16 protein-coding genes are annotated in these 23,128 nt (G+C 49.9%); 10 read left to right on the plus strand and 6 right to left on the minus strand.

Features of this window, described 5'->3' with window-relative positions; genetic code table 11:
- Positions 1–385: 385 nt before the first annotated feature.
- Complete coding sequence (locus DZK30_RS13680; protein ID WP_162903081.1) at positions 386–2,323, plus strand: ATP-binding protein; 1,938 nt, start codon at positions 386–388, stop codon at positions 2,321–2,323.
- A 725-nt stretch (positions 2,324–3,048) separates the two neighbouring features.
- Here DZK30_RS13680 and DZK30_RS13685 read toward each other — a convergent pair.
- Complete coding sequence (locus tag DZK30_RS13685; RefSeq protein ID WP_118974723.1) at positions 3,049–4,995, minus strand: sensor histidine kinase; 1,947 nt, start codon at positions 4,993–4,995, stop codon at positions 3,049–3,051.
- Between the two features lie 446 nt (positions 4,996–5,441).
- On the opposite strand from DZK30_RS13685, the gene DZK30_RS13695 reads away from it, so the two are divergent.
- Both DZK30_RS13695 and chrA read left to right on the plus strand, forming a co-directional pair.
- On the plus strand, positions 5,442–5,966 hold the full coding sequence (locus tag DZK30_RS13695) for a GNAT family N-acetyltransferase (RefSeq protein WP_118974725.1): 525 nt from the start codon (positions 5,442–5,444) through the stop codon (positions 5,964–5,966).
- A complete protein-coding gene (gene chrA, locus DZK30_RS13700) occupies positions 5,959–7,326 on the plus strand; it encodes a chromate efflux transporter (RefSeq protein ID WP_205529445.1) in 1,368 nt (455 codons plus the stop codon). Before DZK30_RS13695 ends, chrA begins: the two co-directional genes overlap by 8 nt.
- Positions 7,327–7,336: 10 nt before the next feature.
- Here the strand turns inward: chrA and DZK30_RS13705 are convergent, their stop codons facing one another.
- Complete coding sequence (locus tag DZK30_RS13705; protein ID WP_118974726.1) at positions 7,337–10,282, minus strand: sensor histidine kinase; 2,946 nt, start codon at positions 10,280–10,282, stop codon at positions 7,337–7,339.
- Positions 10,283–10,643: 361 nt separating this feature from the next.
- Here DZK30_RS13705 and DZK30_RS13715 point away from each other — a divergent pair, with 361 nt between their 5' ends.
- The 3 genes from DZK30_RS13715 (at position 10,644) to DZK30_RS13725 (ending at position 13,856) form a co-directional block, all read left to right on the plus strand.
- Positions 10,644–11,159 carry a VOC family protein gene (locus DZK30_RS13715; RefSeq protein ID WP_118974728.1) on the plus strand — a complete coding sequence of 172 codons (516 nt, stop codon included), beginning with the start codon at positions 10,644–10,646 and terminating at the stop codon, positions 11,157–11,159.
- 888 nt (positions 11,160–12,047) lie between these two features.
- Complete coding sequence (locus DZK30_RS13720) at positions 12,048–13,013, plus strand: aldo/keto reductase (RefSeq protein WP_162903082.1); 966 nt, start codon at positions 12,048–12,050, stop codon at positions 13,011–13,013.
- Between the two features lie 27 nt (positions 13,014–13,040).
- Positions 13,041–13,856, plus strand: a complete 816-nt coding sequence (locus DZK30_RS13725; protein WP_240432927.1) for a helix-turn-helix domain-containing protein — start codon at positions 13,041–13,043, stop codon at positions 13,854–13,856.
- A gap of 61 nt (positions 13,857–13,917) precedes the next feature.
- Here DZK30_RS13725 and DZK30_RS13730 read toward each other — a convergent pair whose 3' ends face one another.
- A complete protein-coding gene (locus DZK30_RS13730) occupies positions 13,918–14,379 on the minus strand; it encodes a hypothetical protein (RefSeq protein WP_162903083.1) in 462 nt (153 codons plus the stop codon).
- A 105-nt stretch (positions 14,380–14,484) separates the two neighbouring features.
- On the minus strand, positions 14,485–15,531 hold the full coding sequence (locus tag DZK30_RS13735) for a hypothetical protein (protein WP_162903084.1): 1,047 nt from the start codon (positions 15,529–15,531) through the stop codon (positions 14,485–14,487).
- A 441-nt stretch (positions 15,532–15,972) separates the two neighbouring features.
- Between DZK30_RS13735 and DZK30_RS13745 the strand changes: the two genes are divergently transcribed.
- Together DZK30_RS13745 and DZK30_RS13750 are read left to right on the plus strand one after the other, a co-directional pair.
- Positions 15,973–17,769 (plus strand): T9SS type A sorting domain-containing protein, encoded by a 1,797-nt coding sequence (locus DZK30_RS13745; protein ID WP_118974731.1) that lies wholly within the window; start codon positions 15,973–15,975, stop codon positions 17,767–17,769.
- Positions 17,770–17,960: 191 nt separating this feature from the next.
- Complete coding sequence (locus tag DZK30_RS13750; RefSeq protein WP_118974732.1) at positions 17,961–20,216, plus strand: ATP-binding cassette domain-containing protein; 2,256 nt, start codon at positions 17,961–17,963, stop codon at positions 20,214–20,216.
- A 62-nt stretch (positions 20,217–20,278) separates the two neighbouring features.
- Here the strand turns inward: DZK30_RS13750 and DZK30_RS13755 are convergent, their stop codons facing one another.
- Positions 20,279–21,034 carry a leucine-rich repeat domain-containing protein gene (locus DZK30_RS13755; protein WP_162903085.1) on the minus strand — a complete coding sequence of 252 codons (756 nt, stop codon included), beginning with the start codon at positions 21,032–21,034 and terminating at the stop codon, positions 20,279–20,281.
- 11 nt (positions 21,035–21,045) lie between these two features.
- Positions 21,046–21,645, minus strand: a complete 600-nt coding sequence (locus DZK30_RS13760; RefSeq protein ID WP_162903086.1) for a prealbumin-like fold domain-containing protein — start codon at positions 21,643–21,645, stop codon at positions 21,046–21,048.
- Between the two features lie 383 nt (positions 21,646–22,028).
- Here DZK30_RS13760 and DZK30_RS13765 point away from each other — a divergent pair, with 383 nt between their 5' ends.
- Positions 22,029–22,475: a carboxymuconolactone decarboxylase family protein gene (locus DZK30_RS13765; protein ID WP_118974735.1), complete on the plus strand. Its 447-nt coding sequence runs from the start codon at positions 22,029–22,031 to the stop codon at positions 22,473–22,475.
- 122 nt (positions 22,476–22,597) lie between these two features.
- Positions 22,598–23,089 carry a hypothetical protein gene (locus DZK30_RS13770; protein WP_118974736.1) on the plus strand — a complete coding sequence of 164 codons (492 nt, stop codon included), beginning with the start codon at positions 22,598–22,600 and terminating at the stop codon, positions 23,087–23,089.
- Positions 23,090–23,128: the final 39 nt, after the last annotated feature.

Genomic DNA, 23,128 nt, shown 5'->3' on the forward strand with positions numbered 1-23,128 from the left:
CAGTATCCTGAATATACCTTTATTCCTTAACGGACCGGCTTTTTGTGCCATCAGGAAAAACGGACGTTCCATACTATTCAGGCAAGTCTTCGGTGACGCAATAGTGTCTTCGGCTCCGGTAACTACGGGAGATGGCAATTTCAGTGTTCAATAAAATTCCTTTGTAAAGACTGGGACAGCGATTTGAACAAAAAGTTGCAAAATTTGTAGCGGTAAACATTGGCGCGTGGCAACTCAAGGGAACCAAGCTGTAAAGACCTGCTATCCGGCATTACTGACCATTTCATGGATATAAGAACCTCCATCTTCTTTATTCATGGAATTTCCGGCTACGTATACATCTTGTCTACTATATTTGTATGATAACCACACCAACCCTCTGGCCATGAATAAGGTTTTTCTTCCGGTTATGCTGCTTTTAGGGTTAGCCCAGCCAGTCTGCGGCAGGCAGGCGATAGATAGCCTACGGCAGCTACTAAAGACCAGCACGACGGACACCGGTCGCGCCATGTTACTCCTTCAGCTTGCAGAAGTCAGCTTCAAAGCAGGCGTCGCAGATAGCGCGTTGTACTATGTACAGGAAGCGATGAGCGTAAGCCGCCGGAGCGGCAACCACTTATACCAGGCCAAAGCCCGCGGGATGTGGGGTATGATGCAGGTGCGGGCTAACCATCTGGACGATGCCATCCGGCATTTCGAAGAAGCACGGCAATTGCTGGAAAATGATACCAGTACCGCTGCGCGCCGTATGAGGGCTAAAGTCAGCGGCAATCTGTCCGTTGCTTTAGGCCGAAAGGGTCTGGCCGATCGTGAGCTGGCCATTCTTATTTCACTGGTACCCGAATTTGAGGCCTTGCATGATACCGTCTCACTGGCCGTATCCCTGCACAACATTTCCTTCAAGCTGATCAATATCGGCCGTTATGAACAGGGTTACCGCTATATGCTGCGTAATATCGAAATGGCGGAACAAGGTGGCGAAAAAGAAAATACGGCAGGATCTTATACCGGTATGGCATCCTTGTTGTACAAAATGGACAGCATCGCAGCGATGCCGGCTTATCTATCAAAAGCCAGGAAGCTCCTCGATCAGCTTCCCGGATCGCGACAATGGGGCATTTACTATCTCTATTCGGCTATGTATGCCAGCGCCAACGGGCATTACAGCAGGGCAGACTCCTTACTGGTGCAAGCGCATACCGTCATTGACAAGTTCAAAGACCGGCCCAACCAGTTCAACTATTATACGGGACTGATGCACCACCAGAATGCCCAGCACCGGTGGAAAGCCGCATTGGTAGCCGCTGCCATGCTGAGGCGTATGGGTGAAGAGGATAAGCTGCCTTATTATCAGGTCAATGCACTGAAAGATATGGCTGAACTAGAAGAAAAGCTGGGCCATCCGCTGCAGGCATTGGCCTTATACAAACAGTACCAGCCTTTGAAAGACAGTTTGGGGCAGCAGGAAATGAATCTCAGGATCAATGATCTCGAGATACGGCACCGCACACTGGAGCAGGAAAAGAAGATACTGGCCCTGCAGGCTACCGGGGAAGCCCGGCAAAGAGCCCTGCAACAGGCGCGTAACAAGGAGCTGCTACTGGCCAGCCTGACCTGCTTGGTTTTGCTTGGTGTCCTGTTTGGTATTTTTTATTATCGTAACAAAAGGAAGATCATGCGGCAAGAGCTGGAACAGGCAAGGCAACAACAGCGCCTTACATCATACACGGCTATGCTGGAAGGCCAGGAACAGGAAAGGCTTCGCCTGGCACGCGATCTGCACGATGGTTTGGGTGGCACACTTGCTGCGCTAAAGCTCCGGCTGGACCAGATTGCCATTCATCCTTCTGCAGAAGCGGTGGCTACTTCTGCGCAGCGGCTGGATACTGCTATTTCCGATCTGCGGCAGATTTCCAGGAACATGATGCCCGAAGCATTGTTGCGGCACGGCCTTATCGAAGCGCTAAAAGACTTCACGGAGGCTATTAGCCGGTCAGGGTTGCAAGTGCAGTTCCATCACGATGGCCTGGAGCAGATCAGCAGCAGCACGACACAGCTGATGGTATACCGGATTGTTCAGGAACTGGCTACCAATGTTATGCGACATGCCCGCGCCACGGAGATGCTGGTGCAAGTAACCTTCAAAGAAAACCTCCTTCTGATAACTGTGGAAGACAACGGCGCAGGGTTCGACGCGACTGCCGGCTACACAGGCTCCGGGCTTAACAATGTAACAGCCCGCGTGGCGTACCTGAATGGCAAAACGGAGGTCATCTCCCGCAAAGATACCGGCACAGTGATCAATATCGAATGCAGGCTATGACCGGCCGTACCATTGCCTGACGGCACCTTAACTGTCGACCCGTTTTTATCCTATCCCTGTACCGGAAACTTTGGCCCCGTTATCACCTTAGGCTTCAAGATTTGGTAGCAGGCTCTTTGCTTGACGCTAAGATTGATTGGATTTATGGCCTGCCTGTGCAAGTATGATCTTCGCAAAAAAACACCCTTTAGCTGAAGGGTGTTTTAAGTACATAGTACTTCTGATTGTATAGGTGGTTGCCTAAATTACTACTAACCCAGGCACCGGGTGTCCGGAGGGCATGATTGCGGGCCCCATGTAGGACAAGTGTTGGTGTTGCAGGTATAAGTAAGCTGTACACCAACACAGAGCGTATGGGGACCGCAAGACCCGGGTTCACCGGTAGCGCAATTGCGGCAGGTGGCAACGCAGGTTACATAACAGGAGGTGTAGGTAACCGGGATCCCACCTTTCAACGATTGTTGTTCCGTGCCACCCAAATTCATGATGTTTTTTTTCTTTAAAGACAGTTTGGCTGTTAGGTTTCTCTTTTTCATATTATGTGTTTTAGTGATTAAAGTTACACGCCAATGCAACGTGAAAAATAGAGGAAAACCATGATTTTATTGGCGGGAGCAGCCCGCTTGGTTTGCAATGGTCGATAGGTTGAGCGAACATATACCACTAAGGAACCTTTTCGGCGCAAAACGCTGGTACCTGTAAAACCGTAGTTACTCTATGATTGTTTAGTATCTATAGGGAATAATCAGTGTTACAACGGTTCCACTTTTGTTGTCTGGCCGGCCCGAAACAGTAAACGAAGCGGGAGCATTCAGCTCTTTGCTTATCATCTCCAGCCGTTTGGTAGCGATATGTATAGCAGTCGATGAGTAACCATCGTCTGTACCATGAGCCAGGTCTGCGCCATTATCCATAATGACGCAATGCAAACCCGGTCCGGCCATATTAATGTCGATGCTGATCATGCCTTTGTAAGCCAGGTCTTTCATACCTTGATAGATGGCCCGCTCTACAAATGGTTGCAGCAGCATCGGCGGGATTTTTATTTCGTCGTCATCCAGTCCTGCATAGGTGTTAAGCGCATAGTCAAATCTGTCATCAAACCGGATTGCCTGCAGGCTCAGGTAGTCCCGTAAAGCTTCAATCTCCTCAGTGGCCGGTACGTAGTCTGCTTGTGAGTTTTCAAGACTGGTACGCAGCAGCCGGGCAAATTGATTCAGATATAGAATCGCTTTCCCATTCTCGTGATTACGTACCAGGTTTTGCATTGAACTCAGCGTACTAAAAATAAAATGCGGTTCCATTTGGGTGCGGAATAGCCGTTGTTCCAGTAATATTTTATCCCGTTGTGACCGGATCAGCTGACCGGCCGTAACTAATTTCCGTTGACGTGTCAGGAGCAGCAGCGACAGGATGACTAATGCCAGCACCAGTATGCCAAGCACCGAAATAAGCAGCAGCTTATTTTTTTGCCTGATATTTTCCGTTGTTTTCTTATTGGTCTCATATAACCGCTCCAGGTTTTTTTGTTTATCGGCGAGGTCGTATTCCGATTCGATGGATAAAAACATTTTCAGCCTGTCTTTTCTGTAAAATTCCCGCGATATCGAATCGTATTGAAGAAGAGACTTTTCGGCCGCGTTCCGGTCGCCGTATAAACTAAGATAGCGGGCCTTGTTGCGGTGAAAATTAACAGACTCGTCGTCGTCCGTCCTTCCCTTTATCAACCGTTCGGCCAAGGCCAGGCTTCTGGCAGCCTGAGCCGGCCTGTGAAGTAAGGTATACAATCTCACCTGGTAGCAATATTTATAAAAAAGGTATCCGGGTTCGGAATCCGGCGGACGGATCAGGCTGAGGTATTTCAGGCTGCTATCATACTTTCCTACAGCAAGGAAGTATTTCATTTTGAGCTCTTTTACATCATCCTGATAGGTATCGAGCTCCCGGGCATCAGCATAGTTCTGGGCAATGGTCAGGTACTTTCTCGCTGAATCGTATTGCCTGATCTCAATGTAAGCTCCTGCCAGTACGGAAACCGACCGCATGTAATGGGAGAAGCTTGAATCCTTTTGCGGGGCTATAAGTGCATAGGCATGCTCTGCAAAGCGCAACGCCTGTTCCTTTTGCTGGCACAGCATATTGGTTTCCGCAGCGACGTAGAGGCACTGACACCGGCGGCCGGTTTTCAACACTGTGTCCATACCCGGTAAAAGGCAGATAGAGGCTGCCTTTGTCGCATAGTAATTGGCCTTGAAATGATGTTCCCGGGTATTGTTTAAGGTCAGTCCAAGCAGGCCATAACATATCAGTAGCTGTTTTACGTAATAGGGGTGCAGCTCAAAATAGGAAAGGGCATCCTGGGTATATCGGATAGAGGAATCGTATACGCCACCAAAATTCAATATTATCCCAAACCGAAGGGCCAGTAAAGCATGCGACGGTGTGTCGCGATCGGGTGGGAACTCATGGAGCTTTTTACTGATGCCCTCATAATAGTCTTTGTAGTGCGCACTAAGTGCGGCATTATCGAGCTTTCCCAGGCTATCGACATACAATAAGACACCTTTATCTACAATTTCATCAAGCTTCGGATGCTGCGCCTGGACTGGCTTTTGTATGCATGAAGGCAACAGGGCTATCATGAAAATAAAGATCAGTGGATATCCCGACATGGACTAAGAGATAGTGTACGCATGTAAGATACGTTATTTGCTCCTGTGAGTGCGAAACGATAACCTTAAAACCCATTCTCAGTGAGCCAGTTTATGAACATCCTGAACCAATTATCCTTACTGTATACATTGGTAAGACCAAAGCCATGCCCGCCCGATTGCAGTATATGCATCTCCGCCTTTACATGGGCGCGCTGCAGGGCATAAAAAAAATAATACTCATTTTCTATTGTTTTTATGGATGCTGATTTCTGCAGTCCTCCGGCGTCCAACTATCCATATTTATCTTACTTAACCAAAAGTGACAGAACGGGCAATCAGTCCATCCCGTTTCGCTTTTCGTACTGGCCAGCCGCACTGGATACGTTATCTTTGCACCATCCGGCCGGACCCTGGCGTAAACCAGGCTGTCTCCCATCCCGGCATAATAATAATATTTGAAAAATATGACGAGTATCAGGATAGCCCGGTTATCCGATCTGCCGCGGATTGTTGATATCTATAACCAGGCGGTACTGGCTTCGTTTGAGACGGGCGATACGGCGATCACGACCGTTGCGCAAAGGCAGGATTGGTTTCGCAGCCACCAGGCCGGCCGGTTCCCGGTTTACGTTTGCGAGGCTGATGGCGTAGTGGCAGGTTGGCTCAGCTTAAGCCCCTACCGGGCCGGACGCGATGCGTTTCGCTTTACGGCCGAAGTGAGCTATTACCTGGACAAAGATTACAGGAGACGCGGCATAGGCAGCAGCCTGCTGCAATATGCCCTGGACGCAGCAGCGCAGCTTCAATTCAAGACGCTCTTCGGGATCATCCTGGACCGGAACCGGCCCAGCATCGAACTGTTGAAAAAGTTTGGTTTCGTGCTCTGGGGTCATATGCCAGCGGTTGCAGACTTTGACGGGCAGCCCTGCGGCCACGTTTATTATGGGCGGCACATCGGTCCGGCGGCCGGGTACCGTCAAAATGAATGATAGATCTACAAATGCAAAAAAGGAACGCCCGGAACAATTGATGAATACGGACAATAGCACTAAACCTTCATTTGCCGCAGCACTTCGCTTTTGGTTTATCCTGGGCTGGATCAGCTTTGGCGGTACTACAGGACACATTACGATCATGCACGACTTCCTGGTCGAAAAAAAGAAGTGGATCAGTAACGGTAAATTTTTTCACGCCCTGAATGCCTGTATGCTTTTACCGGGACCGGAAGCCCATCAGCTTGCTATCTATATTGGATGGAAGCTGCATGGACTGAAAGGGGGCGTCATTTCAGGCGTCTTGTTTGTGCTGCCTTCAATGTTTATTTTATTAGGATTGAGCATCACCTATGCTACTTATGGTAACGCACCTATTCTCGTAGCTGCATTTTCGGGACTAAAGCCTGCAGTGCTGGCCATTATCCTTTTCGCGACCTGGAAAGTGGGCCAAAAAGCACTGATAAGCATCCCTCACTATATTGTTGCGCTGGCCGCATTCGGGCTCTCTTATTTTGCTCATATCGCTATGCCCTGGATCATACTGGGTGTCGTTATCCTTGCGTTGCTCATTGGCCTTACCGCGCCTTCCCTTCTCCGTATACAACAGAAAAAGGAGCAAGCCGAAGAACGCGAGGGTGCTTATTATGTGAATCTTTTGCAAGAAAGGGACAGGGTACAGCCGGGGAAACTGCTCCGGCAATCAGCCGTTTTTGTCTTGCTCTGGAGCATACCCTTTCTTGCCCTGTTGGGGCTATTTGCCGGTCCCGGCTTCTGGCGACAGTTGTCGTTCCTGTTTACGCGTAGCGCTTTCTTCACGATAGGAGGTTCTTATACGGTGATACCGTATGTTGCCGGTCTTGTAACCGGTAAGCTAGCCTGGCTGTCAAAAACACAAATGATCGATGGGTTCGCACTGGCGGAGACAACACCCGGCCCACTGGTGATCGTGTTGTCTTATGTGGGCTTTATGGCCGGTTTTAACCATTTTGGCGGATCAATCCTTATGGGAACTGTCGGACTCCTGGCCGCCAGCTATTTTACCTTTTTACCCAACTTTATCCTGATCTTCCTCGGCGCGCCGTTAATTGAAATATCCCAGAAAAGCGCCATAACACAAACTATGCTCTCCCTGGTAACCGCGGCTGTCGTCGGTGTTATCGTGAATCTGGCTTTTTACCTTGGTAGTGACATTCTATTTTCAGAAAGAAGAGCCTCGCTGGATCATATCAATTTGCCTTCCCTTGGCTGGGCATTATTTTCGCTGCTATTGCTCGTCAAATTCAGGATTAAGACATTGCCGCTTGTATTGCTAAGCCTTGTTTTCGGCCTGCTTCGCTATAGTTTGTCGCTCTAGGAAGACGGTCCTATAGTCCCTCCGGCGATGGCATATTTACAGGAAGAAACAGTTCCACCAGGGTCCCGGCAGGCATTTGGCTTTCATCATACAGGTCGGTTATGTTTACCTTAATAGTAGCATCTCCCCATATCTGGTGTACAATGCCCAACCGTTTTGCCGTCAGGTCCATAGCCACTGGTGGGTACATATGTCTCTTTTTCCGCGCCGCACTTTCCCTGCCTACGCCATTGTCGCGGATAACGATCTTAAGCAAGGGGCCCTCGCGCAGGAAGCCGAGCCACAATTTCCCTTTGCTGCCCCGGGGCAGGCTCAGCAATCCATGCCATATCGCATTTTCGACATAAGGCTGCACCAGCATGGGCGGAAGCGTAACCTCATTTATATTAATGCCGGCTCCGATATGCAGCTCATACACGAATTTGTTTTCAAACCGGTATTGTTCCAATGCTATATAAGTGCTTAAAGTATCGATCTCCTGGTCGAGCCGGATGCTTAGCTTGTCTGAATGATGAAGCACATCACGGAGCAGCCTGCTAAACTTAGATAGATATTGATAAGCTTCCTGCTCTTTTTGTTCCAGTATGAAGTATTGGATGCAATTAATGGAATTAAATATAAAATGAGGGTTCATCTGGGCCTGCAGGGCAAGCAGCTTATAGCTGCTGATAAGCTTTCCCAGGCGGTTTTTCTCCCCGGCCGTTCGTTTGACCTTCGCTATTCTCCTTTCCAGCCAGATATAAACAAGCGCGGCCAGAAGCAATACGGTCATCAGTACAAACCACCAGGTTTTCCAAAAAGGAAGCGCTATAGCAAAGCTTAAGATAACCGGTCTCGTACTTTTGGTCCCATCGGCCGTTAATCCGTAAACCTCCAACCGGTAATCGCCATGAGCCAGGTTGTCGAGCTTGAGTATATTGCCTTTCTGCGATACAAACGCACCGTTGTTGATACGGTACCATAGGCCGGAACGATCTTCCAGGTCAAAAGACAAGACATCGAAATCAAGCTCAATATTGTTTTTATTATAAGCAAATGTTCGTGGGCTGGTGTCATTACCCAGGTTGGCCCCATTCACTTTGAATGCGCTCAGGTAGACAGGTGGCGGACAATTGTTACCGGTATCAGAAAGCGGTATTCTGCTAATCCCTTCAACCGTGGATATGTAGATATACTGACTATCGGCGGCAAGCTTAAACACTTCATTTGCGGGCAGACTGTTGGTGGTATTAAAGTACTTAACACTGTGTTTGCTTACAGGAGATGCCAGCCGGATAAGACCCGCATTGGAGCCCAGCCATATATTCCGGTAACGGTCTTCGGTGATATCGAAAAAAATATCTGTTTTCAGCTCCAGCTCCCTGCCTGCAGGTCTGAGCCTGTTATGAACGAATTGATACAGGCCCTCCTCCTTGGTCGTGATCCATATCGTTTCATCTGCAGCTTTGAATATCCGGGTAACAGCCTTATCGATACCCGGTACCTTATGAAGCACCGTATCGTTTTGCAATAAAATATAGAGTCCGTTCCGGCAGCCCAGCAGCAGACTATCCCCACTGGCCGGGCACATATCTATACTTTTATCGGGCAGGCGAAACCCCATGACGATATCGGATCCGCTGATCAGGCACATTATGAAAAGCCCCGAAAGAAAAGAGCCTGAAGCCTTTGTTTGTGTAAGCCGGCCCTCGCTTCCATAAAATGCTTCATCGGTCTTTGGCCGGTACAGCTCTTTGAAGCGGCTATCTGTAAATACCGGCATCCCTTTCAGGACAAGCATTTTGTTTCTTCCTGCCGGTATCACGTCGGCGACAATATGGCTTGGATTGAAACGAACGGAAAATGATTGCGGCGTATTGCCACTTAAAGCCATTATCGTATAAGGATCGGTGCTGACCAACACACTTCCGTTAACTGTCCTGAGCATACTTGCCGGTTTATTCAAACCCTGCATGCCGGCAAAGCTGACAACGCGTTTATTTTTGCATACCAGCAAACCCTTCTCCAGGGTAGTTAACCATACATTGCCCTCCCGGTCCTCGCAGATGCCAGTTACGGAGAGGCCTTTCATAAGTGCGATATGTTTTCCCGGCTCCTTCCCGGACGGATAATAATTAACGCCGTTATCCTTCATGCCCACCCATATGCCATCGCTTTTGTCGGCATACAAGCTGACAATGGCATTCTTTTGCGGCAGAATATCGATGTCCCATGCCGGTGAGAGCCGGATAAGCTTGTCCTTGAGCGAGCAGAAAAAGTAATCGCCGGCTTTGCAGCTGAGCAGTCTGGCCGAACGGTCACCGGGATCCAGATTAGTGTTTAAGGTATCGGCTCGTCCGCCCTTCCGGAAGATCAGCTGCAAGGCCCCTGATTTCGTTACGGAAGGCGATGCACAAATAAAATTCAGGGGTATCAGCTGATCGCCCGCCCGTTCAAAATGAACCTGGTATGCCGTCCCGGCTTTTTGTGTCTTCTCCATCGATTGAGTGACAAGATCAACCGTATAAGTAAGGTAATAATTTTGCAGAACCAATTTGTTCTCGCCATATTCCCGGATACCATACGTCAAGAACTTATCATGCAGGTGTTGGTATTGTTTACTGAACGGCGCTTCCGTCAGCTTGCCGTTCTTATAGATCAGTATCCTGTTCCGGCGGGTTGCCAGCCATAGCTGGCCGAGCTTGTCCTCCATATAGGCATATACGCCACGTTCTGGCAGACCATTCCGTTTATCAAAAACCTGCAGGTTGCTCCCATTGTAACGGCATAGGCCTGCCTCTGTACTGATCCAGATATAGCCCTTGCTATCCTGGAAAACGTTGTAGCATTCGGTCGCAGGCAGCCCCAGCTTCCCGGTCACATTGACAAAGCTCATCTCCTGGGCAGCAACGGTCCGGGATAATAACAGTAGCGTAAGACAGGTAAGCAACAACAAACGGCTGATCGTATCGGGCATAATAATTGTGATGATGGTCTGAACATTCTTTTCCTTTTGAATTGAGATGCTCTGAGCCCGGAACCTTAATACAGGCTTTATACTAACCGATAAGCACCCCTTCGGATATATAGAAAGCCCGGAGGATCCGGTTGCGGACAAAATACAAAGTGGTCGAATAAATTGCAACCGTAAGCAAAGGAAAAGTGGCGCTACGAAACGGAAGCCTGTCGATGAAGCGGCAATAAAAGAGATTGATCGGCCTAAAAAGGACTAACATCAGGACGTTAATCGTCGCAAACGGTACGTATATTGACGGGAATGCCCCCGTTGCCAGTACCTGATCCGGCTTATTTTTGTGCAACGCTAAAAAGCAAACCATATGAGCAGCAACAATAGTATCATCGCCGGGCTAGAGCTGGCGCAAATCGGCTGGGTAGTCCCCGATATCCAGGCAACGCTTAGCTTTCTCCAGGATACAATGGGCATTACCGGCTTCCCTCCGCCTGAGCATGTAAGCGCACAGGACCTGAACATGAGCTATTATGGGGAAGTGGTCGCCGGCGACTGGCTGACGACGCAGACCTATAACGGCGGCACCTTTATCGAGCTGATACAACCCCTTTCGGGCCAAAGTATGTTCCACGATTACCTGGCTAAGTACCCTGTGGGCGGCACGCAGCATCTTGCCTTTCGCTTACCGGTCAGCGATTTTGACCGGATCACTGCCGGACTGCATGCGCAAGGTTATATCCTGATGAGTGAAGTAGACCACCCGATCGCGCGCATGGCTTTTTTCGATACCTATCAAACGCTGGGCGTAGCCACCGAGATCATGGGCATCACACCGGAAGGATGGACTGCCATTAAACAAATGGAGCAACAGGGAAATATATAACCGGGCAAATACATGCTAAGGTGTGGTGTCTATTATTTTCCAATCAAAATATCAATGTCGTTTAGTTAAGCATTTAAGGAAAAGGCATGTAATTAACTGCAGAGGTCGCCAAGCTGACGTAAAGGGCGCAAAGATTTGGCGCCATTGCTTCCTTTGATCTATCCCGCTAAAGGCATATGCCGGCAGCCAACAACGGACTTTGATCGTCCGCACCTGTTAGGGCAATGTCTTATGTTGCTCAAAAGTATTTAGATGCTTTCATGGCGCCCGCAGATGTCAGGATGATGATGGTATGTTTATGGTTTGGGCTAACGTAACAGAAAACTCGCCATTGTCATCCTGATCATAGCTTGCGTAGCATGCGAAGTGAAGGATCTCTTCCTGTTGAAAAAAGAATAAGTGACTATCCGGATATAGGAAACAAGATATAATTTGCTTCCATTAACGGTTGCTGAGCTTGTCGAAGCACCATCGTTGTCCTTTCGACAAGCTCAAGGACCGCCTTTGTTTCCTATATCCGGATACTCAGAAAAAGATATTTGTATAGGTTAAAAGAACGCTATTCCCTTAGCTCAAGAGATTGCCTTCACGGGACGAAATTTTGAAATGCTATACCTTGCTTCATAACTAAACGACATTGAATCAAAATATTTGATTTCCATTTTCTTGGTAATAATAAAAGTGGCAAGAAAAAGGTGTTCTACAGAAGGTAGATATCTTAAACGCTTTAGATGAAAGAGAAGATAATGATTGTTGCTACCTATTTGTACGACGGCCACGTGGACAACAACTGATCCGTAGAGACAAGTAAATTGAGCCGTGCAGGCAAGCGGTAAGGCGCAACAAGCCGGACCTTTGTGCTGCTCATTCAAAAAGAGCACCATAACAATGATAGAAAAAATAAGCCTTGGCCAAAATGGCCCGCTGGTTTCCAAGCTAGGATTGGGCTGCATGCGTATGTCACGCGTCTGGGGCGGTCCGGCAAACGACGAAAACGAAAGTGTAGCAACCATCCGGATGGCATTGGACAGCGGTATCAATTTTCTGAATACAGGTGACTTCTACGGCAGCGGTCATAATGAGTTGCTGGTAGGTAAGGCGATCAAGGGCCGCCGGGACGATGCCTTTATCAGCGTCAAATTCGGCGGCATCTTTTATAATAACCAAATGCTGGGTCTTGATCTGCGCCCCGTGGCCATTAAGAACTTTATCAATTATTCCCTGGTGCGGCTGGGTGTAGATACCATCGATCTTTATCAGCCCTGCCGGCTGGACAACAGCGTTCCTATAGCAGATGTGATCGGAACCATAGCCGATCTGATCAAAGATGGAAAGGTGCGTCACCTTGGCGTTTCGGAAATTACGGCCGATCAATTGCGCCAGGTGCATCGTATCCATCCCGTTGCTGCGCTGGAGATAGGCTATTCGCTGGCCGATCGCCAGATAGAGCAGGAGCTGCTACCCACGGCGAAAGAGCTGGGTATAGGCGTCGTCGCTTTTGCCAATACGGCCGAGGGATTGCTCACCGGTGCGATGACGGCGCCGCTTCCGGCCGACAGCTACCAGAACCACTTTTCCCGCTTCCAGGGAGAGAACCTGGTGAAAAACCTTGAAAAAGTAGAAGTACTGCGGCAAATGGCAGCAGATAAAGGCTTTACCCCTACCCAGCTGGCGATCGCCTGGGTCAATGCGCAGGGCGATCATATAATGCCCCTGGTGAGCATGAGCCGCAGAGCCCGGCTGCCGGAGAACATACAGGCTATGGACATTAGCTTTACTGCGGAGGAGATGAATACGCTGAATACGCATTTTGCGCCGGGCGCCATACTGGGCAGCACCTATCTTCAACGTTAAGGAAGCCTTGCTTTTTAATACCTTTACATGGTGACCCATCCAACTGAGATCATTCCCGGTATCATTTTCTTTTCTTATCTCTCCAGGATGAGGAAAGATAAAGTAGCGTTCCTTGAAGACAATATCCTGGTGCTACAGGTTTCGGGCCGCTTTTCGCTGCAGACAGCCAGCGAAAGGGTTGCTATGGGACGGGGCGAAATGCTCCTGATCCAAAAGAACCAGCTGGGTGAGATCACCAAGACCCCACTGGAAGGCGAGGACTACCAAACCGTCGTGATCAGGCTGAAAGAAGCGTTCCTGAGGACGATCGCCCTGGAAGAGCAGATAGAAACCAGCGGAAAATACAATGGTCCGCCTAATATCCTTGTTCCGGGCAACGATTTCCTGCAGGCCTTCTTTCAGTCTGTCATGCCTTATGTCCGTCACCCCGAAGAAAAAATAACCCAATCGATGGGTATGCTGAAGGTAAAAGAAGCCGTACACCTCCTGCTCTATACGCTGCCGGGGATCGAAGCGCTGCTGTTTGACTTTTCGGAGCCCTATAAGATGGACCTGGAGCAGTTCATGGTCAGCAATTTTCACTATAATGTTCCGATCGAAAAATTCGCGCAGCTTACCGGTAGAAGCCTTGCCGGTTTCAAACGGGACTTTCAGAAGCTGTTCGGGATGTCGCCCCGGCATTGGCTGCAGGAAAGAAGACTTGCGGAAGCACGGCGCCTGATTGAAACCAAGAACAAAAAGCCATCGGCTATCTATCTCGACCTGGGATTTGAAAGCCTGTCCCATTTTTCCCATTCGTTCAAAAAGAAGTTCGGCAGGGCCCCCAGCGAATGGGTGGGTTAAATGGTGTGCGCGTGTTCTTACTCCGAAGTATTTACCGTGCTTGCATGTCTGATTTCCGGCGCTAACTGCCGCAATCCAGATAATACAAGGGAACCTCATTTCCGGACGCCCTATCCCCGCCGGGCGTAAGACCCTCGAAGAATACATGATCGCCCAGTTCCTTATTACCGACCTGCCGCTGTAGCTGGTACATCAGATCGAGTACGGTGAAATGAGCGCCGTTAACAGCTTTCAGCCGGGCGCACAATTCCACCTGGTAAAAGCCGTTCTCTCCGTTGGCTTCATCAAAGGCGTCTGTATCGTCCAGCAGGGTCTCATTAGGTTTCAGCGCTTCTTTATTCTTTATCCAGGCCTCGTAGCAAACATCAATTTCGGAGACCGGAATAGCGATCCGGCCCGCTTCCCAATGTGCCTTTTCCTTTAGGATAGCGCTTTGATAAGCGGCGATGGCCTGGTCAAATTCTTCTTCGCTGTTATAGACCTTTCTCTTAAAAGCCCACACAATATCAGATAATACGTGCATATGGTTATTTATTTTCGTTAAAGGCTTCGAGTATGCCACCATCGATTCAAAGGATAATTCGTTTGTTTATCGCTGTACAACGGACTGTAGTTGCGTTGCTATCAATTAGCGGTGCAGCCGCTTGTTTGCGGGAATGTTTACAGCACCGCAGCCATCTACCAGCCACCTGCCCCGCTCCAGCTTTAGCCGCGCCACCAGCACCATCTCATTTCCCTCTCCGGCGCTTAGCCAGAAATACCGGTCCTCTTCGCTATAAGAATGAATGACCAGTTGCCCCCCGGGAGAATCCTGTGCGTCCAGGACCGGATCTGCCTCCAATGGTTCAGTCTGTGCCAGTAACTGCCGGTATTGGTATTTGAACGAATCGGTTACATTCTCATTAGAAAGGACCCAGTTCCGCTCAGCTTCCGGACCTTTATTCCGGTCGAGTTGCTGCAGGTAGCCATTGACAAATTGCAGCAGGTATTGCTGGTTACGGGCAGTAGACAGATCGTCTACATCATTGACAAACGCATCCCACTTTTCCTTTGTATCGAAGATCATCCATTCGTTCCATTCCTTTTTTATCTCGGGTCTTTCGATCGACTCACCGTTTACGAGTAGAGAGCCGTCTTTGAGCACCACATAGGTCCCCATGGGTGGATCGGTCAGCATCTTTTCTGCGTTGCCGGCGTTGGCATCACATCGCGGACAACCGACTACCGTGCCATCGTTCAGATAACCGATAGTGCCGCCATTGGCATAAAAGAGATAGCTTATCCTGCGGTCGGCCGGCTTAATATCGGGGTTCACGAAAGGCGGCAGGGCCAATGCTTCACATACTTTCATCTCATTTATTGCAGCGCTGCCCGCACTAGGTTGCGTCTTGGTCCAGATACAGCGAAAAACGGCTTTATTCGTCAGGCCGGCATTGGGATTATTCCACCGGACGATTATGGTATCCAGCTTCCGGTTAATGAACGAAAAAGACGAGCGGTCGTTGTTCGACGCTGCCCCGATATATTGGAGGGTGTCGCTCACCTGGACTGTATTGCCGGTTTGACCGGAAGAAAGCGTATCGCTGTCGCCTGTCGTTTGCCCATCCCTGGGTTCCCCGCAAGCTGCAAGCAATAAACTAAATATACAAAAGAAGGCGTGCCATAGCCATTTCATAAACGGTCAAAATTTAAATTCCATAAACAATAACCTACCTGATCCATGCCGGCAACGAAAGATTGCGCTGCTTTATGTGGCAAGCTGTTCCAATGTTATTCCTCAGGGCTTAAAATTGCGGGAATAACAACAGACCGCCAAAATTTTTTGTAACCGGACACAGGCATACGTATCGCATTTTCCGCAGCTGGCCAATCGTATTTCACAGAAACATATCGCAACCTTTCCTGGGCTCAAACCGGAGTTTTTCAATACCATTCATGCCAAAGTGCTTCGCCAGGGATAAACGAAGAATTTTTGACTTGCCGGTTGTTACGCGTTACCACTGCGACCGGCGGCGTGTACCTTACCATTGCGACATCCGGATAGTACTGACATCTCTTGCAGGTGTCTTTCATCAGAGCATTTCTTTCTATACACCGAAAAAAAACCGATAAACGAATGAATAAGATTTATTTGGCGGCAGCGCTTGCCTGTATCATCACAGGTACGGCAAATGCCCAGATCAGCGAAGGTGGCATTCCCTGGAGCATCCAATCTATAAAGGAGGGAACAATGACAAGCGAGGTGGCTGCCATTAAGCTCGCCACCCCCGACTATGAAACGTATAAGGCGCAAGACCTTCAAGATGCCGTATCCGGCGCAGCAAAGCCCTATCGTGTTGCGGCTCTGATCAATACAGATATTGATCTGAACAGTGGCAGATGGTCTTACAGGGCTGATGGCAGTAAGGTATGGCGTGCATCAGTACACGTCGAGAAGGCGCAGGGACTGGATTTTTATTACGACAAATTTTCCCTGCCCAAAGGTGTACGCCTTTACCTGGCTAATGAGAACGGCAGACAAATATTGGGCGCTTATACCCACAGCAACAATAACCGGTTCGGCAACTTTACCAATGAACCGGTACAGGGCAGCACTGCCTACCTGGAGCTGGATGTAGACGCCGGCGTTACCGTCTCCGACATCGGTTTACACATCAACGGCATATCTGCCTATTATCGTGGCGCCGACGATCTGTTCCGGTTTGCCGGGGATGGTCAGTTGCCGGTTGCTCGCCCCACAGCCGGATCTTCCCCCTGCAATGTCAATGCCAATTGTCCACAGGCAGATCGTTATGGTAGGCAGAATAAAGCTACCGTTAAAGTAACCATTCCTGGAAAAGGGGTGTGCTCAGGCACCATGATGAACAATACCGGTAATGTGAAGGATGGCACCTGCAAGCCGCTGATGCTGACCGCTACGCACTGTGACAGCCCTACACACAGAGATGATGCCAACTACTCGCTGTGGCGCTTTGAAACCCATTACCAATCTGTGGCCTGTGACGGCACTGTGGCCAACGATCCGTTGAAGCGCACCCTCACCGGCGCCAGCTTCAGGGCGCGTTCCAACAATCCTTCCTTTCCTATCCCGGCCCATTCCCTGGTAGCAGATTTTATATTGCTGGAACTGGCAGACCCCATTCCGGCCAGCTATGATGTATACCTGGCGGGTTGGAACCGTAATACCAATATCGCCAATCTGCCGGAATATGATTTCTTTATCGGCTTTCACCATCCTCACGGCGACTTCAAAAAGCTGGTCACTGCAGATGGTGTGTTGGCTGGCGGACAATTTAACCAAACCTCCGTACCCGCCACGCACTGGAATATAACTGCAGCAGCAGGCGGTACCGAGGAAGGCTCATCGGGAAGCGGCTTGTTTGATAAAGATGGTCGCCTTGTGGGCGATCTTTCCGGCGGCCCCGATGGCACCAGCGATTGTGCGCCGCTTGGATTCAACGCTTTATACTCCAAAATTTCTTACGCCTGGGATAATGTCTACGACCAGACAGCATTTCCCGCTTTTGCCGGCCCGCAGAGCCAGCTGAAGACCTGGCTTGATCCTTTGAATGGCGGCGCTACCATGATACTGGATGCTACCAAATCGGATTGTTCCGATTTTAGCCCTGTAGGCATTAAAGAGCTGGAGCAATTGCTCAACAGTTCGGTAAGTCTCTACCCCAATCCTGTTACCACCGGTTTTGTAAGGGTGAAGACAAACTTCACCAAACTGACCGACCTGAATGTTACTGTGTTTAATATTCTCGGCGCCAAGATGGGAACGTTTGCATTGAAAAATGTAGGCTCCAACGAATTTGCACTGGATATGACCGGCTATGCCAATGGCACCTATCTGGTAAATATCGCTACCGGGGATGCCAGCATCGCTAAGAAGATTGTATTGAATCGATAGAAAGGCCTAAGAACGCTAGAACAAGCGCGGCTGAATGGAAACATTCGGCCGCGTTTTTTATGCTGTGTATACAGTTAGCATGGGAAGGCATGTTGCCCGGTCGCTCTTTTATTATATTTTTTTAAAAAAAATGCTGCATCCATTTATTTTCCCTAATTTGTACGCCCTTCAAAAATTTCCCCGCTACAGCTATGATACCTGAATTCATCGAGATCCGCGGTGCAAGAGAGAACAACCTCAAAAATGTTGATCTCCGCCTGCCCAAACGAAAGATCATTATTTTTACCGGTGTATCCGGCTCCGGCAAATCCTCTATCGTATTTGATACCATCGCTACGGAAGCGCAGCGTCAGCTGTACGAGAACTTCAGTATGTTTATCCGCAACCTGCTTCCCAAATTTCCCCAACCCGATGCCGATGCGATCGAAAAGCTGAGCATGGCAGTAGTGGTCGATCAGAAACGCCTGGGTGGCGGCTCTCATTCCACGATGGGCACCATCACCGATATTTCACCGGTATTGCGTGTGCTGTTTTCACGGGTAGGAAAACCATGGGTAGGCTATGCCAATGCCTTTTCTTTCAACGACCCGCAAGGGATGTGCCTCGAATGTAATGGCCGCGGCCGCAAGCTGCAATTCGATGCTTCGAAGTTTGTGGACCTGGATAAATCGCTGAAAGAAGGTGCGATCACGGCGCCGGGGCTGGTCTCCTGGGAGAAGGACATGTATGCCCATAGCGGTTTCTTTGACGTGGATAAGAAGCTGGCCGATTACAGTAAGGAGGAAATGGACCTGCTGTTGTACAGTGAACCCAAAAAATTCAAGCTGCGGCTTGGCGAGGGCAATATGAACGCCACCTACATGGGCGTAGTAGAAAAGTTTGATCGCGCCTATATCCGACGGGATATCAAAACCCTTTCTGAACGGACCCAAAAGATGATCATGCCTTTCCTGCAAGAGGGCCCCTGCCCTGCCTGTAAAGGGGCAAGGCTTAATGAAGCGGCATTATCCTGCCGGATCGGCGGGCAGAATATCGCCGAACTGTCGGCGACGGAAGTTGGCGAGCTCATCCCGTTTTTACAGCATATCGACGAGCCCGTAGCAGAACCGCTGATCAGGACGCTCACCGAGCGTCTGCAGCACCTGGTAGACATGGGCCTGGAATACCTGACCCTGAACCGCGAAACCGATACACTGTCCGGCGGCGAATCACAGCGGGTAAAAATGGTCAAGCACCTGGGCAGCAGCCTTATCGACGTGCTCTACATTTTTGATGAGCCCAGCGTGGGCCTGCATCCCAGGGATGTTTACCGGCTGAACGGTTTGTTGCAAAAACTTCGTGACAAGGGCAATACCGTCATTGTAGTGGAACACGATCCCGACGTGATCCGTATTGCCGATCATGTGGTGGATGTAGGTCCGCACGCTGGTACCAAAGGCGGACAGATTATGTATGAAGGCGATCTCGAAGGCCTGTTGCGCACCGATACGCTTACCGGCAGGTACCTGCAGCAGCATCTTCCGTTGAAGACCGCTTGTCGCGCGCCCCGCGGCCAGCTGCCCGTTACCGGCGCCAATGCCAATAACCTGCGCGATGTATCGGTCAATATTCCCGAAGGTGTGCTGACCGTAGTGACAGGTGTCGCCGGCTCGGGCAAAAGCTCGCTGATCCACCAGGCCTTCCTCGGCGCCTATCCGCAGGCCATCGTGATCGACCAGTCGGCGGTAGGTACCTCCAGCCGGTCCAATCCCGCGACCTATACCGGCACCATGGACCTTATCCGCAAGGCCTTTGCGGCTGCCAATAAGGTTGACGCTTCGCTGTTCTCTTTCAATTCCAAAGGGGCCTGCGAAAACTGCCAGGGTACTGGTGTTATTTATACCGATCTGGCCTTTCTCGAAGGGGTAAAGACGCCTTGCGAGATCTGTGAGGGCAAACGTCACAAAGAAGAAGTGCTGGCCTACCAATTGAACGGGAAATCCATCTCAGATGTGCTGGCCATGACGGTACGCGAAGCAAGCGGCTTTTTTACCGCAAAAGATATTGCCAGGAAGCTGGGTATGATGATCGAGGTGGGACTGGAATACCTGACACTGGGCCAACCCCTGAGCACACTCTCCGGCGGCGAATGCCAGCGGATCAAACTGGCCAGCGAATTGCATAAAAAGGGAAGCATATATGTCATGGATGAGCCGACCACCGGTCTCCATTTGTCAGACGTCGGGCGCCTGATCGAGCTAATTGAAGGATTGGTCGACAAAGGCAATACGGTCGTTGTGATCGAGCATAACCTGGAGGTGATCAAGAATGCCGACTGGATCATTGATATGGGCCCTGAAGGCGGCCATAAGGGCGGACAAGTGATGTTTGAAGGCACACCTGCGGCCCTGATCACCGCCCCTCGATCGCATACCGGCATTCACCTGAAAGCAGCCGTGGAAAGCTGATCTCTTCATGGATATTTACAGGACAAGCATATCTGCTCTATCCTGGATGGACGCTCCCGATGTTACCAGATGATGTCGGCCAGGCTCTGGGCGCCGCTTACATTTATGGTACGGAGCGCACAATAGAGACAGGAAAATGACTTTAGTTTAGCCAAGCCGCGAATATCCACGGAGGCCAGCTGGTTATAGCTTGCATCGAAATATTCAAGCTCGGGAAAGCCCGTAAGATCCAGTTTGCCGGATAGCTTGTTTTTCTGCAGTTCCAGCTTGACGAGCCTGGGGCAGCCGCTGATACGGCAATCGCTGAGCTGGTTTTCCTGGAGGCTGACTTCTTTCAATGCGGGGAAATTGCTGATCTCGGCCTTGGTCAGCTGGTTATAGTTCAGTGCGAGGGCCGTCAGCTTTTTGAAGGACGCAAAGTCTACTTCTTTCAGCTTATTGCCGGTCAGGTACAGGTGCTCCAGGTTGACGCAGCCCTTGAGATTGATCGACCGGATATCGCCGCCGATAAGATACAGCCGCTTCAGGCTGGTCATGCCCGACAAGTCAACCTGGTCAATTTTGTTCTTATAAGTACCAAATTCTTCCAGGTTGCTAAACGCTTTGATACCCTCCATAGACGTAAATGGGGTATCTTCGAGATACATCTTAGTGACCTTTTTTGCTTCAGTGGCATCGATCTCTCCATCATGATCAGTGTCTGCTTTCCCGAGCAAGGCCTGTTTGAATGCAGGATCGGGGAAACGGACCACCTGCGCAGATGCGGAAAAAAATAGTGACAGGCATAAAGCGAGGCAGGCAGGTATTTTTATGAGCATTGTGGCGTCCTTTAGAGTTTAACGTTTACGACCTGCCCTTCGGCAGTCACTTCAATAAAAGTTTTTACAAGGTCGTTTGTATCATAAAACAACTTGAATTCCTCATAGATAGGCTCAGTATAGGTCGATACGGCCTGACCGAATACATTGTAACCCACGGTAGTTGATGTGCCCACTTCATTCAGCATTGTTTTCATCTTTCCCTGGCGAACCATCGTTTGCAGGTAATACCGGCCGGGCTTCAGGCCATGGAACGAAAAGGTACCGTCCTCATCCGATGCTTTGGTCACGATACGGTAGGAGTAAGCCTCGGGCGACATCATGGCCATGGTCTTTCCCTTTTTATTTTTCTTCTGCAGCGCGTACCAGTCGTCGAAATAGGCTGTACAGGGGAAAAGTGTGACGACGATACCCAGATAAGTATTATCCGGGTTGCGCTTCTTTTTCAGCACCACACCATTCAGCGTGGCGGTACCGTTATTGAGCAAACTATTGGCCTCCTCCTTATTAAATGTAGTGCTCGGAAATACCGGCTTTGGCTGCTCCTGGGCCGGAAGCCGTGTATGCTGCAACAAAATCAGGGAAAAGCACAAAATCATTTTACGCGTCATAGTGACTATTTGAAAAAGCTAAAGCTAGGTCTTTTCCAAGGCACATGTCAATACCCGCAAATTGGTATTTTATATTCCAATGCCGTTTAGTGAAGCATTTAAGAAAAGGACGTGTTGTTAACCGCTAAGAGTGCTAAGTAGTACGCAAAGGACACAAGGGATTGGCGTGAAAACTAGAAGGCTACAAAAAAACAATGCTCCGCTATTTTTTGTGGCCAGCGCAGGCTGGTTAAAAACAGAAATAAATTCTGGTCCTGATCATCGCCTGGGATTTAGTTTCCGATGCGGGGATAGTCACTGATACTTTTTCATGTATACAGCACCCTTTGTCTGTGGAAACTGTAAATCGCTTCGGAATTGATAGATTTGCCGGAAAAAGAGTGATGGAACCAAGGATGAATATTGAGACGCTGCAGCCGGCCGGCTATGAGGCCATGCTGGGGCTGGAAAAGTACCTGCAGACGACAAAGTTGTCGCCGGTCGAAAAAGGCCTGATCAAAGTGCGTGCTTCCCAGATCAATCATTGCGCCTTCTGTATCAAAATGCATATCTCCGATGCCCTCCGCCAAGGTGAAGACCCGCAACGGATGTTCCTGCTGGATGCATGGCGTGAAACCAATATTTACACGGAGACCGAAAAAGTTATTCTCGAAATGACGGAAGAGATCACTTTTATACACCGGCAGGGATTGACGGAAGCCACCCATAGCAGGGCCAAAGCCTTGCTCGGAGCGGAAAAGCTGGCCCAGGTGGTCATGGCCATTGCCACGATCAATGCCTGGAACAGGATAACCATCGCTGCGGAGATGGGCTTCAGCATTAAGCTGTGATCCTTGCTGGTATCCCGTTCCGGCGAAGCAGGAACGCATACATGTGCCGCAAACCCTTACTTTTATGCCCTGACAGGCTAGGGATAGCCTCATGGCTCCCGAAACCTGCCGACAGAAATACTATGGAATCATTTGAACGAGCTATCGCCTTTATACGATCGATCGGCATCCCGGTCGATTTTTGCACGCTTTCCGGCGACACTTTTCTGCCAGGATTGCAAATCGAACACGGACATATTCGGGTTGATCGTGACCGGCTCCGGCATCCGGGCGATATCCTCCACGAAGCGGGCCATATTGCCGTAGTGCCGCCTGAGGAAAGGCAGCAGCTTTGCGGCGATACCATAGCGCAGCGCGACAACCGGGCGGCAGAAGAAATGATGGCGATCGCCTGGTCCTTTGCCGCCTGCAAGCACCTGTCGCTCGATCCCGGCTTCGTATTGCACGATGAAGGCTACCAGGGCGGCGGCAGCACTATTGTAGCAGAATTCGAATCGGGCCATACTTTTGGCGTGCCCATGCTGCAATGGGCGGGAATGACCGCCGAGCCCCGCCAGGCTGAAGCGCTCGGCAGGGCGCCCTACCCGCTGATGACTTGCTGGTTGCGGCCCTAACGGGACTTCCGGCCCAGGACTGTACTGCCATCGAAAATC

It is taken from the genome of Taibaiella koreensis (assembly GCF_003545715.1).
Lineage (GTDB): Bacteria > Bacteroidota > Bacteroidia > Chitinophagales > Chitinophagaceae > Taibaiella > Taibaiella koreensis.